This window comes from Micromonospora sp. NPDC047074, assembly GCF_040643815.1.
Taxonomy (GTDB): domain Bacteria; phylum Actinomycetota; class Actinomycetes; order Mycobacteriales; family Micromonosporaceae; genus Micromonospora.
In genome coordinates this window covers 70,678-85,016 of the sequence record NZ_JBEYVB010000005.1, presented here as the reverse complement: position 1 = coordinate 85,016, position 14,339 = coordinate 70,678, and the positions used below count along the sequence as shown (strand labels likewise).

Sequence of the window (14,339 nt, the reverse complement as noted above, 5' to 3'; positions counted from 1 at the left end):
CCGTGCGCCCCACCGCCACCCGTCGCGCCGCGCACTGGAGGAAAGACCGAGATGGCCCTCAACTTCCACTGGTTCCTGCCCACCTACGGCGACAGCCGGGACATCGTGGGCGGGGGCCACGGCGTGCCGATCGGCACCGCCGGTGGTGCCCGTCCGGCGACGGTCGGCTATCTCGGGCAGATCGCGCGGAGTGCCGAGCAGCTCGGCTTCGTCGGTGCGCTGACGCCGACCGGCGCCTGGTGCGAGGATGCCTGGCTGAGCACCGCCATGCTCACCGAGGTGACCGAGCGGCTGAAGTTCCTGGTCGCCTTCCGGCCCGGCCTGCTCTCGCCCGCCCTCGCGGCGCAGATGGCCTCGACGTTCCAGCGGCTCTCCGGCGGCCGGCTGATGGTCAACATCGTCACCGGCGGCGAGTCGCAGGAGCAGCGCGCCTACGGCGACTTCCTGGACAAGGACGCCCGGTACGCGCGCACCGACGAGTTCCTGCACATCGTGCGGGCGCTGTGGCGCGGCGAGACCGTCGACCACGCCGGCGAACACCTGCGGGTCGAGCAGGGCCGGCTGAACCGGCTGCCCGACCCGGTCCCGCCGATCTACTTCGGTGGCTCCTCCGCCGCCGCCCTGCCGGTGGCGGTGCGGCACAGCGACGTCTACCTGACCTGGGGTGAGCCGCCGGCCCAGGTGGCCGGCAAACTGGACCGGGTGCGGGCGCTCGCCGCCGACGCCGGCCGCGAGCTGCGCTTCGGCATCCGGCTGCACGTCATCACCCGGGACACCGCCGAGGAGGCCTGGGCGCAGGCCCGCCGCCTGCTCGACGGCATCGCCGAGGACGACCTCCGGGCGGCCCAGGCGGGGCTGCGTGGCAGCGAGTCCGAGGGACAGCGCCGGATGCTCGACCTGCACGGCGGCTCCCGCGACGGGCTGGAGGTCGCGCCCAACCTCTGGGCCGGGTTCGGGCTGGTCCGGGGCGGCGCCGGCACCGCCCTGGTGGGCAGCCACACGGAGGTGGCCGACCGGATCGCCGAGTACCACGCGCTCGGCCTGGACGAGTTCATCCTCTCCGGCCACCCGCACCTGGAGGAGGCGTACTGGTTCGGCGAGGGCGTGCTGCCGATCCTGCGCGCGCGGGGGCTGTGGCGGCACCCGGCGGGCGACACCCAGCCCGTGGAGCCGAGCCACCTGCCGTTCGTCCCGACCCCGGTCGGCGCCCGGTGACGAACCCGCCCTCGGTGGCGTGGCCGGCCCGGCGCCGCGCCGACCGGCTGGCCAGCCTGCCCTGCTGACCGCCCGCGGCCGCACCCGGGCCGGCCGTCCCGCCGGTCCGGGTGCGGCCGGGGTACGGACGGACCGGTCAGGCGCGGCCCGCGGAACGGCGGGACAGGGAACTCGGCGCGTTGACGCCGGCGCCGTCGCTGACCCCGATCCCCAACCGCTCGACCAGTTCGCCGCCGAGCCAGGCCGTCATCCCGGAGAGGATGATGCCCGCGAAGCTGCAGATCAGGGCCAGGGCGTTCGGCTCCCAGTTCGTCGCGGACGCGCGCAGCAACCAGCTCACCGCGAACAGCAGCACGACGACGACGTTGCCGATGCCGTGGACCGCGCCCACCCGCTTGGCGCGGGTGCCGGACGGGATGGCCCGCCAGTCCGTGAAGCCGAAGACCGCGGCGAGAAGGCCGCCGATGACGCCGGCGCCGATGGTGTACGCGGCGGAGATCTGGAATCCGGCGCGGTCCGTGATCAGGTAGAGGATGTCGAAGATGACCGCCGTGGCGAACAGCCCCAGCGGGAAAACGATCATCATGGGATGGATCCCGTGGCCCAACGCCTTGGCTCGACTCTCCACCGTGACCCTCCTGGCTGACGGAACCGGGCCGCGCGGGATACCCGGTCCAGGCGCCGGTACACCTACCTCGTCTGGAATCTGGGCGCCTGGAAGCTGATCCGTCCCGTGCCGCCGGACCTGCCCGACCGTAAAACCCCGCGCCCGCCCACCATCGCCACCCAACTGCGCGGGACGACAGCGTTCATCGCGCTTACCGACGTTCGCCTGCGGTCGCCAGCGGCACCGTGACCCGCCGGGCAGGGCGACCGGAGGGCATCGCGTGCTCAGCGGAATTCTGGTCTGGGGAAATGGGTACCGGCGGCGCGGAGCCTTGTCTCGAAGAGCGCGGTCAGCCGCGCCGCGGCCGGCGTCTGCTCTTCGCCGTGGTGGGCGATCAGCGTGTACCGGGTCGCCGCCTCGGTGCGGGCCTGCAGGCCGGTCACGGTCTTCAGCAGTGCCGGGTTGGCGAGATAGTGGTTGGCCGCGGCAGTGGCGAGCTCGGCGATGCGGGAGTCGTCCGGCTCCCAGGCCGCGGCTTCGGCTGCCCGTCTGGTCAAGGCGACGAGCTGGGTGTCTTCGAGGGCGTGCGCGAAGTGGGTGAGGTAGTCGTCGAAGCCATCTGGGACCAGTGCCTTGGCCAGCACCCAGCCCTCCCTGGTGGCCGCCACCTCGTCCGCCGTGAAGCCGAGGCCGGGCATCCGTTCCAGCAGCGCCACCGCGCGGTCGGGCAGCAGGGCCCGGTCACCATCGGCGAGCCGATGCAGTGTGTCACGTCGCGTGATCAACTCCTCGATCCGTTCGGTGAGTTGCCGCCCGACGTCGGCGAGTGCGGCGGCGAACCGCTCGGCATCGGTGTCGAGCAGGGGCCCGATCTCGGCCAACGGCACCCCGGCGGCGGCCAGTGTCCGGGTCTGCACCAGTCGCAACAGGTCGGCCGATCCGTACCGCCGGTAGCCGGAGCTGTCGCGCTCCGGCTCCTCGATCAGGCCGAGCTTGTGGTAGTGCCGCACCGTCTTGACGGTGACGCCGACGAATGCCGCCGCCTGCCCGATCGTGACTCCGTTCGTCATGTGCTCAGCCTGCCTTGTGCTTGGGCTCGGCGACGACGCACGTCATGGCCGGGCATGAGGCGGGCCACGCCGAACTCGACCAGGTCGGCGTGGCCCCGGTTCGGGTCGTACCTGATGCACGACGGTGGGAAGGGCCGCCACTTGAGGCGTGCAGGTCGTCCCAGGTGTTCAGGCCGTCGGCTGGGCCGGATCGGCCTGCCCGCCGCCGAACACCTCCTTGAGGAGCCCCTGTTGGGCGTTCTGGAATGCCGCCGCGATGGACAGCCCGGCGTCGTCCACGCAGTTCAGCGCAGCGGTCAGGGTCCTGCTGCCGTCGGGTGTGCTGTACATCAGCGCCGCGTGGCCCACTGCGGCGCCGTTGTGGGTGATGACGGTGCCGCCGCCGTCCGTGGTCACCACGAACACTCCGAGGCCGTAGTCCATGTTCGGGATGCCTGTCGGGTGGGGGGTGCACATCTCGGCCAGCAGCGGCGCCGGCAGGAGCTTGCCGCCCAGTAGCGCGGAGATGAACGTGTGCAGGTCCTGGGTGGTGGAGATCATGTCACCGCCGGTGGAGATCCAGGACGGGTTCTGGCGGGTGACGTCGACGGTCGTGTCGTCGTAGCGGTAGTAGGCGCGGGCGTGCGGTTCGGGGAGCTCCGGCGAGGCGTCGGGCACCACGGTGCCGGACAGCCCGAGCGGTCCCAGGATCAGCCGCTGCAGCTCTTCGGCGTACGAGCGGCCGGTGACCTTCTCGATCAGTAGCCGAGCGAGGACGTAGTTGGTGTTGGAGTAGCTCCAGCCCGTGCCCGGCTCGAACCGCGCCGGCCTGGCCAACGCCAGCTCCACCAACTCCTGCGGCCGGTATGCCTTGAACCGGTTGTCCAGCCACTCTTTGCCCGTGGTGCCGTAGGGGATGGGGATCCCCGGCACGATCGTCCCGTCGTCGTGGACCTCGCCGGTGAAGTTGAACAACCCGCTGGTGTGTTGCAGCAGCATCCGCACCGTGATCCGGTCGTCCAGCCCGAACCCGGGCAGGTGCTTGGCGACCAGGTCGTTCAGCCCCAGCTTGTCCTCGGCCACCAGTTGCAGCACCAGGGTCGCGGTGAAGGTCTTGGTGTTGCTGCCGATCCGGTGGTGCCCATTCGTGGGCGGCTTCTCGGCCCCGCCCAACTCGGCCACCCCGGCGCTGCCGACCCACTCGCCCCGCTCGTCGTGCACCCGCAGCGACACCCCTACGAAACCGGAGTCGATGATCTTCTCGATCGCCTTCTGCAGTTCCGGGCGATCCTGCCCGGCAGCAGCCGCTGGCGGAGCCCCGCTGTCCGCAGTGGCGGCCTTCTGAGACGAACCGGTGGTGGCGGCCACCAGCGACGCGGCGGTCCGCAGGGTGCTCTCGGACTGGTCGGAAAGGGCGCTGGACATGGTGATCTGCTCCTTCAAGAACTGCTGTGTCCGGTCGGCGTCGTGCCGCTGCGACGAGCTTCCGCCCTGACCCAAGGTCAACCTCAACCATGATCCAGCTCACAGGATGCCGAACTCGCGAACGAGGCCTCTGTGCGGTCTCGGCAGTTCGACCTACGACCAGGCTGGGCCGGTGCGCGCGGACGCGTGGCGGCGGACGCCTGCCCGGTCGGCCGGTCCCCGCACGGAGGACCGGCCGCGGCGCCTCGGGTGGCGGATCAGCCCCAGATGGCGGTCGCCCACTCCGGGTGGTCGACGAACGGGTTCCGGTTGCCCTGCCAGCGCTCGTAGATCCGCTGGTTGCGGCGCTTCTCGAACGCGTCCGGCGGATCGGCCTGGTTCCACTGGAGCAGCACCGACAACCGGCCGTGGTACGGGGCGGTGCCGTTGCTGACCGACTGGTTCAGCTCCAGGTTGGGCCAGCCGTCGGTGCCCTCGTACCGGATCGCCATGTACATGATCATGCGGGCGATGTCGCCCTTGACCGCGTTGCGCGGCTCCCACGAGTCGGCGTCGGTGTAGCAGCCCGGCGCCTCGGCGACAGGGCTGCCCCCGTTGTCGAAGTCCTTGTTGCCGCGCGTCGAGTTGACCGAGACGTCCTCCGGCCGCAGGTGATGCACGTCGGTGCCCGGGCCGGTCGCGGTGCCGAAGTCGCCGTGGGACTTGGCCCAGACGTGCTCGCGGTTCCAGTCGTTGACGCCGCCGCCGTTGCTGGTCTTGCTCTGCGACCGGCCGGTGTTGAGCAGGATGACGTTGTTGCTGTTGGCCGGGTCCTGGTCGGTGTCCCGCAGCGCCTCCCACACCTGGTCGTAGGAGATCTTCGTGTGCACCTTGATGATCGAGTGCAGCGCACCGCGCAGCGCCGTGCCGGTCTTGCCGATCGCGCCGGCGTAGTAGGTGGAGTCGTAGTCACCGCCGGGTGCCGGGGTGGTGGTGGGGGCCGGCGTCGGCGACTGGCTCGGCGAGGGCGTGGTGCCGCCGAGGGTCATCGCCGTCGGGCTCTTCAGACCGCCGTGGCTGAAGTAGGCGGTCAGCGTGCCGGTGGCGGTGATCCGCTGGCCCCGCAGGCCCGGGTTGGTGAGCAGCCCGAACGTGCTCCGGTAGGCGGCGGTGACCTGGACGTAGAGCATCCTGGTCGTCCCGGTCTCGGCGGCCGTGTCGGCGATCGCGATCGCCGTGTCCGCGGTGAAGCCGGACCTGAGCACCGTCGTGGTACTGGTCGGCTGGCCGACGACGTAGCCGGTCACGGCCGCCGTCCGGCCGTCCTGGGCGGCGAGCGCCTGGGCGACCGTCAATGTGGTGGCGGCCGACGCCGCCGCCGTCACCGCGATGGGCGCCACCAGAACGGCGGCCAGCGCGAACGCCAACGCCAGCCTTCTGGGCCCCGAGCGGGTACTGCTCCTCGTATTCATGAGCAGCGATGCTAGCGGTGCGGGCGTGAACGTCGGGAGATCAGGAGCGCAACTTCTCGCGCGACCGGCCTACGATCCCGGGCCGGCACTCCCGCCCGCACCGGCGTCGGCGGCCAGGTAGGTGATGGCCGCGAGCACGCGACGGTTGGTGTCGTCACTGGGCAGCAGGCCGAGCTTGGCCAGGATGTTGCCGACGTGCTTGCCGACCGCCGCGTCGCTGACGTGCAGCCGCGCGGCGATCGCCGCGTTGGAGCGGCCCTCGGCGAGCAGCACGAGCACCTCCCGCTCGCGCGGGGACAGCGCCGCGAGCGGGTCGCGCGGGCGGTGCAACAGCTGCCGCACCACGTCGGGGTCGACGACCGTGCCGCCGCCGGTGACCGTGCGTAGCTGTCCGGCGAACTCGGCGACCTCCGCGACGCGGTCCTTGAGCAGGTAGCCGACGCCTCGGCCGTCACCGCTGGCCAGCAGCGTCGAGGCGTACTCGGCCCGGACGTGCTGGCTCAGCACCATGACGGCGAGCCGCGGCTGTTCGGCGCGTAGCGCGACGGCCGTCCGCAGCCCGTCGTCGCGCAGCCCCGGCGGCATCCGGATGTCGGTCACCAGCAGGTCCGGCTCGTGCGCCCGGACCGCGTCCCGCAGCGCCGGTGCCGTGCCGACCGCGGCGACCACCTCGAAGTCGAACCTGGCCAGCAGGCTGGCGAGGCCCTCGCGCAGGAGGACCTCGTCCTCGGCGAGCACGACCCGCGTCAGCGCCGGCACGGCAGCTCCACCCGGACGAGCGTAGGGCCTCCGGGCGGGCTGGCGAGCAGCAGCCGGCCGTCGGCCGCGGCCACCCGGTCGGCGAGGCCCGTCAGGCCGGTGCCCCGCGCCGGGTCGGCACCGCCACGGCCGTCGTCGCGGACCTCCACGACGAGTTCGCCGCCGACGTGGGTGAGCCGGATCTCGGCGTGCGTCGCCCCGGCGTGCCGCACGACGTTGCCCAGCGACTCCGACACCACGAAGTAGGCGGTGCTCTCCACGAGTTCGGGCAGCGGGCGCCCGAGGTCGGCGTGGACGGTGACCGGGACGGTGGCCCCGTTGGCCAGTTCCCGGACCGCGCCGGCCAGGCCGAGGTCGGTGAGGCTCTGCGGGCGGATGCCGTGCACGATCTGCCGGAGCAGGACCATCAGGCCCTTCGCCTGGTCGTGCGCGACGGCGAGCGGCCCGGCGGCGGGGGAGTCCCCGGGCACGTCCAGCCGGGCCAGGCCCAACTGGAGGGTGAGGCTGGTCAGCCGGGGCTGGACGCCGTCGTGCATGTCGCGTTCGATGCGGCGGCGTTCGGCCTCGTACGCGTCCACCAACCGGGCCCGCGAGCGGTTGACCTCCCGCAGCGCCGCCGGTTCGGCGGGCCGGCCGAGCAGCCACCGGGCCACCGCCCCCTGGGCCGCGGCGAGCGCGCCGAGCCCGTACCAGAGCACCGGGAGGAGCAGGACCCCGAGTACGGCGTACGGGACGGCCTCGCGGGGGGTGTCGACGACGGTCCAGACCACGATGACCTCGTCGGCGTCGGCGGTCAGCCAGGGGCTGGCCACCAGCGTGAGGTCGAGCAGCACGAGCAGCGTGCACACGGCGTACCCGAGCGGCACGATGCCGCCCAGCCAGAAGGCGTGGGCGACCTCCCGCCACGCGTCGGCGCCGGTGTATCGCGCGGCCAGGCCGCGCCAGCGGTACGCGCCCAGCGGGCGGGGGTCCACGAGGTTGAGCCGCTGCCGTTCGACGGCGGTCGCCGCGATGCTCACGACCGGGGCCGACGCCAGGATCAGCAGCGCGCCGACGGCCAGGAACAGCACGAGGGGAAGCTCGACCGGGCGGCCCTGCCGTACGGCGTTGACGGCCGCCAGCAGGGGCGCTCCGACGACGAGCAACCCGACGGAGAGCACCCCGGCGACCGGGACCGTGCTGACCAGGTAGGCCAGCGCGCGCCAGGGCCACGGGCCGAGCAGGTAGCCGGGCCGGCGCAGCGCCTCGGCCAGGTGCGTGGGTGGGTTCGTCGCCATGCCGCCGACGCTAATCGGGGCGTGGGCACCGCCCCAGCCGGCTGGACATACACCCTGGGTATACCCAGCACTACCTCCGGGCGGGCGCGCGGGCGGCGGCGTAGGGTGACCTGCGTGGATCAAGAAGACCGCATCGCCCTGTTCCTCGACTACGAGAACCTCGCGCTGGGCGCGCGCGACCATCTCGGCGGGGTGGCCTTCGACTTCCGCCCGATCGCCGACGCCCTGGCCGAGCGCGGCCGGGTCGTGGTGCGCCGGGCGTACGCGGACTGGTCGTACTTCGACGAGGACCGGCGGATGCTCACCCGGTCCCACGTCGAGCTGATCGAGATTCCCCAGCGGATGGGCGCCTCGCGCAAGAACGCCGCCGACATCAAGATGGCCGTCGACGCGGTGGAGCTGGCCTTCGAGCGCGCGTACATCTCCACGTTCGTGATCTGCACCGGCGACAGCGACTTCACCCCGCTGGTCCACAAGCTCCGCGAGCTGAACAAGCGGGTCATCGGCGTCGGGGTGGAGAAGTCGACCTCGGCGCTGCTGCCGCCCGCCTGCGACGAGTTCCTCTACTACGACCGGTTGGAGGGCGTCGACATCCCGCCCGCGCGGGGTCGGCGCGGTCGCCCGGCCCGGCTGCCCGAGCCGGACGCGCAGCAGGTGGAGCGGGAGCCCGAGGCACAGCCGGTGGCCGAGGAGGCCGCCCGGGACGTCGACACGCTCGCCGTGCTGGTGGCGCAGACCGTCGCCGGCCTCCAGGGCAGTTCCAGCGGCGAGGTGACCGCCTCGACCCTGAAGCGCACCCTGCTGCGCAAGGACCCGACGTTCAGCGAGTCCGACTACGGCTTCCGCACCTTCGGGGAACTGCTGCGGCACCTCGCCGGGCACAACGTGGTCGAGTTGGCGCAGGGGCCCGCCAAGGGCGACCCGGAGGTCTCGCTGCCCGAGCACGGCGACCGGGAGGTGGCGTTCGGGCTGCTCGGCTCGGTGGTGGCGGACGTGGCCGGCGACGAGGGGGCGGTGGCGCTCTCCGGCCTGAAGAACCAACTGCGCCGGGCGCGGCCCGACTTCAGCGAGAAGAAGCTGGGTTACCGCAGCTTCCTCCAGTTCTGCAAGGCGGCCGCCACCAGCGGCGTGGTCGACCTGCGGTGGAGCCCCGAGGCCGACGACTACCTGCTCACCCCACGGGCCGCCTGAACGTGCCGCCGGGCCCCGGCCCCTGGCGGGGGCCGGGGCGAGCGGGGACGGCCGGTCAGGGAATCGTCAGACCGTACGCGGCCAGGATCTCGGCGATCGGCTGGTAGTAGCTGGTGCCGCCGCTGGTGCAGTTGCCACTGCCGCCGGAGAGGATGCCGAGGATGGTGCCGGTGGCCGCCACGTAGAGCGGGCCGCCGCTGTCGCCCGGCTCGGCGCAGATGTTGGTCCGGATCAGGCCCGAGACGCTGCCCTCGGCGTAGTTGACAGTCATGTTGAGCCCGGTGACCGTGCCGCAGCGCACCCCGGTCGTGGAACCGCTGCGGCAGACCGCCTGGCCGACGTACGCGTTGCCGGCGTTGTTGATGGTGAGCAGGCCGGGATGGGTGTAGACGGCGCTGGGGTGGGCGATCCGGCTGGTGTAACGGACCACCCCGTAGTCGTTGCCGGGGAAGCTGCTGCCCGTCCGGGTGCCGAGGACGGTGGTCTGCGCGCCGTCGGCGTACCAGGTGGTGCCGGCGGCGGTGCAGTGCCCGGCGGTGACGAAGTAGTAGGTGGTGCCGCTGCGGACGTTGGCGCCGAGGGAGCACCGACCGCCGCCGCCGTAGATCGCCTGCCCGCCGGCGATGAGGACGCGCAACTCGCCCGGCTCGCGGCGCAGCAGCGCCCCGGCCCGGTCGGCGGTCGCCCGTAGCGCCGCGACCTCCCGGTCGGGGACGGTGTCGTCGAAGGTCAGGGTCATCCGCCCGGTGGCGGGGTCGAGCCCCCAGGCGGTGCCGGCGGTGCGGACCGCCGCGAGCGTGGCCGCGGCGAGGCCGGCGTCGCGGTCGGGCACGGTCCCGCCGTGGTCGCGGGCGGCGTGGGCGGGTGCCGGCAGGCCGAGCAGCAGCGCGGCGAGCAGGAGCAGGACGAGCGCAGGACGACGCATCCGGAACCTCCATGGATCCATGTCGATTCCATACAGGATCCACCCCGGGCGTGCGGCGGACAACCGGCGAGCCGAGGTCGGTGCCGGTCGCGCCGCGGAGCCGGCCCCAGCGCCGCGGAGCGGGCCGCAGCCCGTCCACCTGCCGGGGCGGGAGCCGGACCAGTCGTCCTACCGGGCGAGGGCAGCGGCCAGCCGGCGCGCCTCGGTGACCAGCCGGGTCGACCCGCCCCGCGCGACGACGTCGGCCAGGCCGGGCACCTCGCCCCGTACGCCGATCGTCCCGGCCGTCTCCGCGGCCAGGGTGAGCAGGTCCGGCGCGCCGCGCGGCGCGGGCGACGCGGCGAGCACCGCGGGCAGGGCCGCGGCGATGAGACGCCAGGTGGTCAGCGGGGCGCCGGCCGCCGCCGCGTCCCGCAGCGGCCCGATCGTCCGGGAGACGGGGAACACGCCGTCAGCGGCCAGGGCGCCGAGGTGCGCGCCGACCCCGGGCGCGTCGAGGTCACCGGCGGCGGCCAGCAGGAGCAGGGCGTCGAGGGCGGCGACCCGGTCGGCCTCGTGCCGGCTGCCGAGGCCGTACGCCAGGGCGAGGTCGAGGGCCGGGCCGCCGTGCCCGGTGCCCTCCGCCAGCAGCGGCAGGACGGCGGCGGCGCCCGCGACGTCGTGGGCGGCGCTCGCGACGGTCGGCAGCACGTGGGCGGCGACCAGGCCCCGGTGGCCCGGCAGCACCGCCGGCCAGAACGGCACCCAGTCGCCGTTCCACACGTCGACCGCCGGTGCCGGCACGGTGAGCAGGCCGAGCGGGTCGGCGAAGCCGTCCGGCGGGTCGAGTTCCACGTGCGTGCGTTGGGGCACCAGCCCGCGTACGCGCCAGTCGGGCGGCAGTTGGCGTCGCACGGTGACGACCCGGTGCGCCGGACGTGGCAGCCCGCCGCCGCGCAGCCAGGCGGCGAGCCGGTCGCCCGCCGGGGTGTGCAGCGCCGCGGCCTTGGCGGCCAGCGGTTCGTCGGCGACGGCGGGCAGCCGCAGCAGCGCCTGGGTCAGCTCCGTCGACCACGGATCGTCCTCGCCGAGGCGCACCAGGCGTTCGTAGAGGGCGGCGGGTTCGACGGCGCCGTTCGCCAGCGTGGGCGCGGCGAGCAGGCCGGGGCGCGGCGTGCCGACCAGGCTGCCGATCTCGGCGAGCCGGGCGCGCAGAAGGCGCTGTGGCGTCGGCACCCGGGGGTCGGCGGCCGGCGCGACCCGGGCGGCTCCGGGTCCGGGGTCGTCGCCCGGCCAGGCCGCCAGCGGGGCGGCCCACCTGCCCCGCCGGGCCTCGGCCGCGCGCGGCTTGGCGGCGGCGTGCAGCACGTCGCCGACGAGGCCGCACAGGCAGCACGGGTCCCACGCGTGTCCGCCGCCCCCGAAGCGGCCCGGCTCGCGGCGCAGCACCGGGGCGAGGGCCGCGGCTAGGCGCTGCCGGTCCTCCCCGGCGAGGCGTACGACGGCGTCGAGGATCCGTTCCAGCGACATCGCCGACCGGGTGGGGCCGGCGACGACCTCCTCCGCCAACTCGTCGGGGTCGGTGATCGGCGGCGGTGCCGGCGCGGTGGGAGCCGGCGGCGGCAGGTCGTCGCCCGCCGGGGCGGTCGTGGCGGGCCGGGCGGTCGTGGCGGGCGGGCCGGCTCGGTGGCCGTGCCGGGCGGCCAACGCGCCGGAGCGGTCGCGGATGTCGCCGGCGGGATGGTCGGCTCCCGTCGCGAGCACGGCGGCGACCTCGGTGGCCCGGTCGGGGTGCCGGCGGGCGACCTGGTCCAGCCAACTGAGCTGCGCGCGGACCAGCTTCCTGTCCGGGCGGGCCAGCACGGCCCGGGAGGCGTCGAGGAGCGCCTCGAACTCCACGTCGTCCAGGCTGCGCAGCACCTTCTGCGCCAGCGTGGCCACCGGCGCGGGCGCGTCGGCGAGCAGCCGCAGGTAGGCGGCGCGTCGCTCGGCCACCTCGGCGGCGGTGGGGTCGAGCAGGCCGTGCAGCGCGAGGAACGGTCGCAGCGCACCGGGCCGGTCGCCGCGCAGCATCCGGCTGACGCAGCCGTCGAGCAGCGGGGTGCGCGCCAGCCGGCCCTCGCCAACCAGCCGGGCCAGCGCGCCCGGCATGCCCAGTTCCTTGGGGGCCCGGAAGTCGGTGAACGGCATGAGCCTGCCGATGCCGTCCACCTCGAACAGCCGGGGCACCATGGCGTCCAGGAACGGATCCGCGCGCAGCCGCTCCAGCAGGCTGTGTGACCGCAGCCCTGCCCGCGGCCACGCCACCGTCTCGACCCAGCCCTCCACCAGCCGGTCGCCGGTGGGCGGTGGGGCGCCCTCGGCGTCGAGCAGGTCGGCGATGAAGCCCCAGCTCTCCGTCGGGTCGCCGCGCTCGGCGAGCCGGTGGGCCAGTTCCGCCAGCCAGGTGATCTCCCGCTGCCGCGCCACCGCGATCACCGGAGCCGGGTCGACCTCGCGCAGGAGCACGTTCCGCCGGCCCAGCACCTCGGCGACCTTCGCCGCCGTGGGCAGGCAGCCGACCGCCGCGACGGCCAGGGCCGTGGCCCGGTCGGCGAACCACCAGTCGTCGCGCCGCCCGCGTACGTGCGCCACCAGGTCGGCGCCGACGCGGCGGCGGTGCTGCTCGTCGAGGCCGGTGACCGCCGCCACGGCGGCGGCGGTGTCACCCCGGACGAGGAGGGCCCACGGGTCGCGCTTCACGTTCACGCCCGCGAACGGTACGGGCCGCCACCGACAACGCCGCCGCCCGTCGCGCCCCGGCTAGGGCAGCGGTTGGCAGATGTCCCGGGCGTGGTCGGTGAGGGCGGCGCCGACCACCGTCGCCTCCAGCGGCAGCACCTCCAGGCACCGTCGTACGGCGGCGGCCATCAGGGCGTTCGGCACCCGCATGGAGAGCGTGCAGTGCGGCACCCAGCGCCCCGGCTGGTAGTGCTCGACCAGCCCGATCCCCGCCTCGGCCAGCCTGCCGTGCACCAGCGCGTGGTGCGCGAGCAGCTCGGCGGTGGGGGTGGGGCCCAGCCAGAGCACCCGACCGACGAACTGCCCGGCGTGCTGGAAGCTCAGCCGCAACGGCGCGGCCACCACCGTCCCGCGCAGCGCCGCCGCGACCTGCTCCGGATCGAAGCGGGGCGCTACGGCGAGTGAGACGTGCGGCCGGTGCCGCTGGGCCAGCAGCGAACGCATGCTCTGCACGCCCTCGGCCTCCAGGGCGTCCCAGAGCACCCGGATCCGTCGGGTGGCGTCGGTGTCCAGATAGAGCTCCAGCGCCGCGACCACATGATCACCCTAGGGGGTGTCGGTCAGGGCACGACGACGGCCCGGCCCTCCAGCGTGCCGTCCCGCATCTTCCGGTACGCGCCGACCGCCTCCTCCAACGAGAACGTGCTCGCCTTCGGCCGCACCAGGCCCCGGGCACCCAGGTCGAGCACCTCGATGAGTTCCGGCCGGCTGCCCCAGTACGTGGTCTGGATGCTCACCTCGTACGGCACGCTGAAGTAGCTCACCGGCAGCGTGCCGCCACCGATGCCGACGATGGTGAGGTCGCCGACGGTGCGGGCGGCGGCGGCACCGAGTGCGAGGGTGGTGTCGACGCCGACGAAGTCCAGCACGACGTCGGCGCCCCGCCCGCCGGTGGCCCGGCGGATCTCCTGGGCGGTGTCCGCGCCGGAGAGCATGGTGAGGTCGGCGCCGCACTCCTCGCCGAGCTTGAGCGCCTCTGCGCGGGTGTCCACGGCGATCACCCGGGTCGCGGTGGTGGCCTTGAGGATCTGCACGCCGACGTGCCCGAGACCGCCCACACCGATCACCACGGCAGTGCTGGTCGGGCCGAGCTTCGACCAGGACCGGCGGATCGCGTGGTACGGGGTGAGCCCGGCGTCGGTCAACGGTGCCGCCTGCACCGGGTCGAGCCCGTCGGGCAGCGGCACGACGAGCCGGGCGTACGGCACCAGCATGTACTCGGCCATGCCGCCGTCCAGGCCGAGGCCGCCGCCCCCGCCGGGCACGGGCGCCTCGGCGACGTTCTCGCAGTACGACTCGGCGCCCACCCGGCAGCGTTCGCAGTTGCCGCAGCCCCACGGCCCGTAGACGGCCACCGGCTGCCCCACCGTCAGCCCGGTCACCCCGTCACCGAGGGCGTGCACCCAGCCCGCGTTCTCGTGGCCGAGGGTGAACGGCGGGTTCCAGGGGACCGCGCCGGCCTCGAAGTCGTGCATCAGGTGCAGGTCGGAGTGGCAGGCGCCGGCGCCACCGATCTTCACCACCACCTGGCCCGGGCCGGGCGTCGGCTCGTCGACCTCGACCAACTCGGGCTCCGACTTCCAGTCCGGCAACCGCAGCGCGCGCATCGGACGTCTCCTCTCCTCCGGCTCCCCGCCCCGTCCCGCCTGCCTGCCCCCTGACCGCCCCACCAAACCCCCA

12 protein-coding genes are annotated in these 14,339 nt (G+C 74.1%); 2 read left to right on the top strand and 10 right to left on the bottom strand.

Going from position 1 to position 14,339, the window contains the following annotated elements; all coding sequences use genetic code 11:
• Positions 1-51: 51 nt before the first annotated feature.
• Positions 52-1,215 (top strand): LLM class flavin-dependent oxidoreductase, encoded by a 1,164-nt coding sequence (locus tag ABZ809_RS10340; RefSeq protein ID WP_357562167.1) that lies wholly within the window; start codon positions 52-54, stop codon positions 1,213-1,215.
• A 136-nt stretch (positions 1,216-1,351) separates the two neighbouring features.
• Here ABZ809_RS10340 and ABZ809_RS10335 read toward each other — a convergent pair whose 3' ends face one another.
• The 6 genes from ABZ809_RS10335 to ABZ809_RS10310 form a co-directional block, all read right to left on the bottom strand.
• Positions 1,352-1,843, bottom strand: a complete 492-nt coding sequence (locus tag ABZ809_RS10335; RefSeq protein ID WP_357562166.1) for a DUF2231 domain-containing protein — start codon at positions 1,841-1,843, stop codon at positions 1,352-1,354.
• 263 nt (positions 1,844-2,106) lie between these two features.
• The gene (locus ABZ809_RS10330; protein WP_357562165.1) at positions 2,107-2,892 is read right to left on the bottom strand and encodes a MerR family transcriptional regulator; all 786 of its coding nucleotides are present in this window, start codon (positions 2,890-2,892) and stop codon (positions 2,107-2,109) included.
• Between the two features lie 168 nt (positions 2,893-3,060).
• Positions 3,061-4,296 (bottom strand): serine hydrolase domain-containing protein, encoded by a 1,236-nt coding sequence (locus tag ABZ809_RS10325; protein ID WP_357562164.1) that lies wholly within the window; start codon positions 4,294-4,296, stop codon positions 3,061-3,063.
• A gap of 257 nt (positions 4,297-4,553) precedes the next feature.
• Positions 4,554-5,747, bottom strand: a complete 1,194-nt coding sequence (locus ABZ809_RS10320; protein WP_357562163.1) for an endonuclease — start codon at positions 5,745-5,747, stop codon at positions 4,554-4,556.
• 69 nt (positions 5,748-5,816) lie between these two features.
• Complete coding sequence (locus tag ABZ809_RS10315; protein WP_357562162.1) at positions 5,817-6,506, bottom strand: response regulator transcription factor; 690 nt, start codon at positions 6,504-6,506, stop codon at positions 5,817-5,819.
• A complete protein-coding gene (locus ABZ809_RS10310; protein WP_357562161.1) occupies positions 6,494-7,783 on the bottom strand; it encodes a sensor histidine kinase in 1,290 nt (429 codons plus the stop codon). Before ABZ809_RS10310 ends, ABZ809_RS10315 begins: the two co-directional genes overlap by 13 nt.
• A gap of 114 nt (positions 7,784-7,897) precedes the next feature.
• Between ABZ809_RS10310 and ABZ809_RS10305 the strand changes: the two genes are divergently transcribed.
• Entirely contained in the window at positions 7,898-8,974 is a 1,077-nt protein-coding gene (locus tag ABZ809_RS10305) for a PIN domain-containing protein (protein ID WP_357562160.1), read from the top strand.
• A 55-nt stretch (positions 8,975-9,029) separates the two neighbouring features.
• Here ABZ809_RS10305 and ABZ809_RS10300 read toward each other — a convergent pair whose 3' ends face one another.
• From ABZ809_RS10300 to ABZ809_RS10285, 4 genes are all read right to left on the bottom strand, one after another.
• Positions 9,030-9,899, bottom strand: a complete 870-nt coding sequence (locus ABZ809_RS10300) for a S1 family peptidase (protein WP_357562159.1) — start codon at positions 9,897-9,899, stop codon at positions 9,030-9,032.
• A gap of 168 nt (positions 9,900-10,067) precedes the next feature.
• Complete coding sequence (locus ABZ809_RS10295; protein ID WP_357562158.1) at positions 10,068-12,626, bottom strand: hypothetical protein; 2,559 nt, start codon at positions 12,624-12,626, stop codon at positions 10,068-10,070.
• A gap of 54 nt (positions 12,627-12,680) precedes the next feature.
• On the bottom strand, positions 12,681-13,196 hold the full coding sequence (locus tag ABZ809_RS10290; RefSeq protein ID WP_357562157.1) for a 2'-5' RNA ligase family protein: 516 nt from the start codon (positions 13,194-13,196) through the stop codon (positions 12,681-12,683).
• A gap of 23 nt (positions 13,197-13,219) precedes the next feature.
• Positions 13,220-14,266: an NAD(P)-dependent alcohol dehydrogenase gene (locus ABZ809_RS10285; RefSeq protein WP_357562156.1), complete on the bottom strand. Its 1,047-nt coding sequence runs from the start codon at positions 14,264-14,266 to the stop codon at positions 13,220-13,222.
• Between the last annotated feature and the right edge of the window lie 73 nt (positions 14,267-14,339).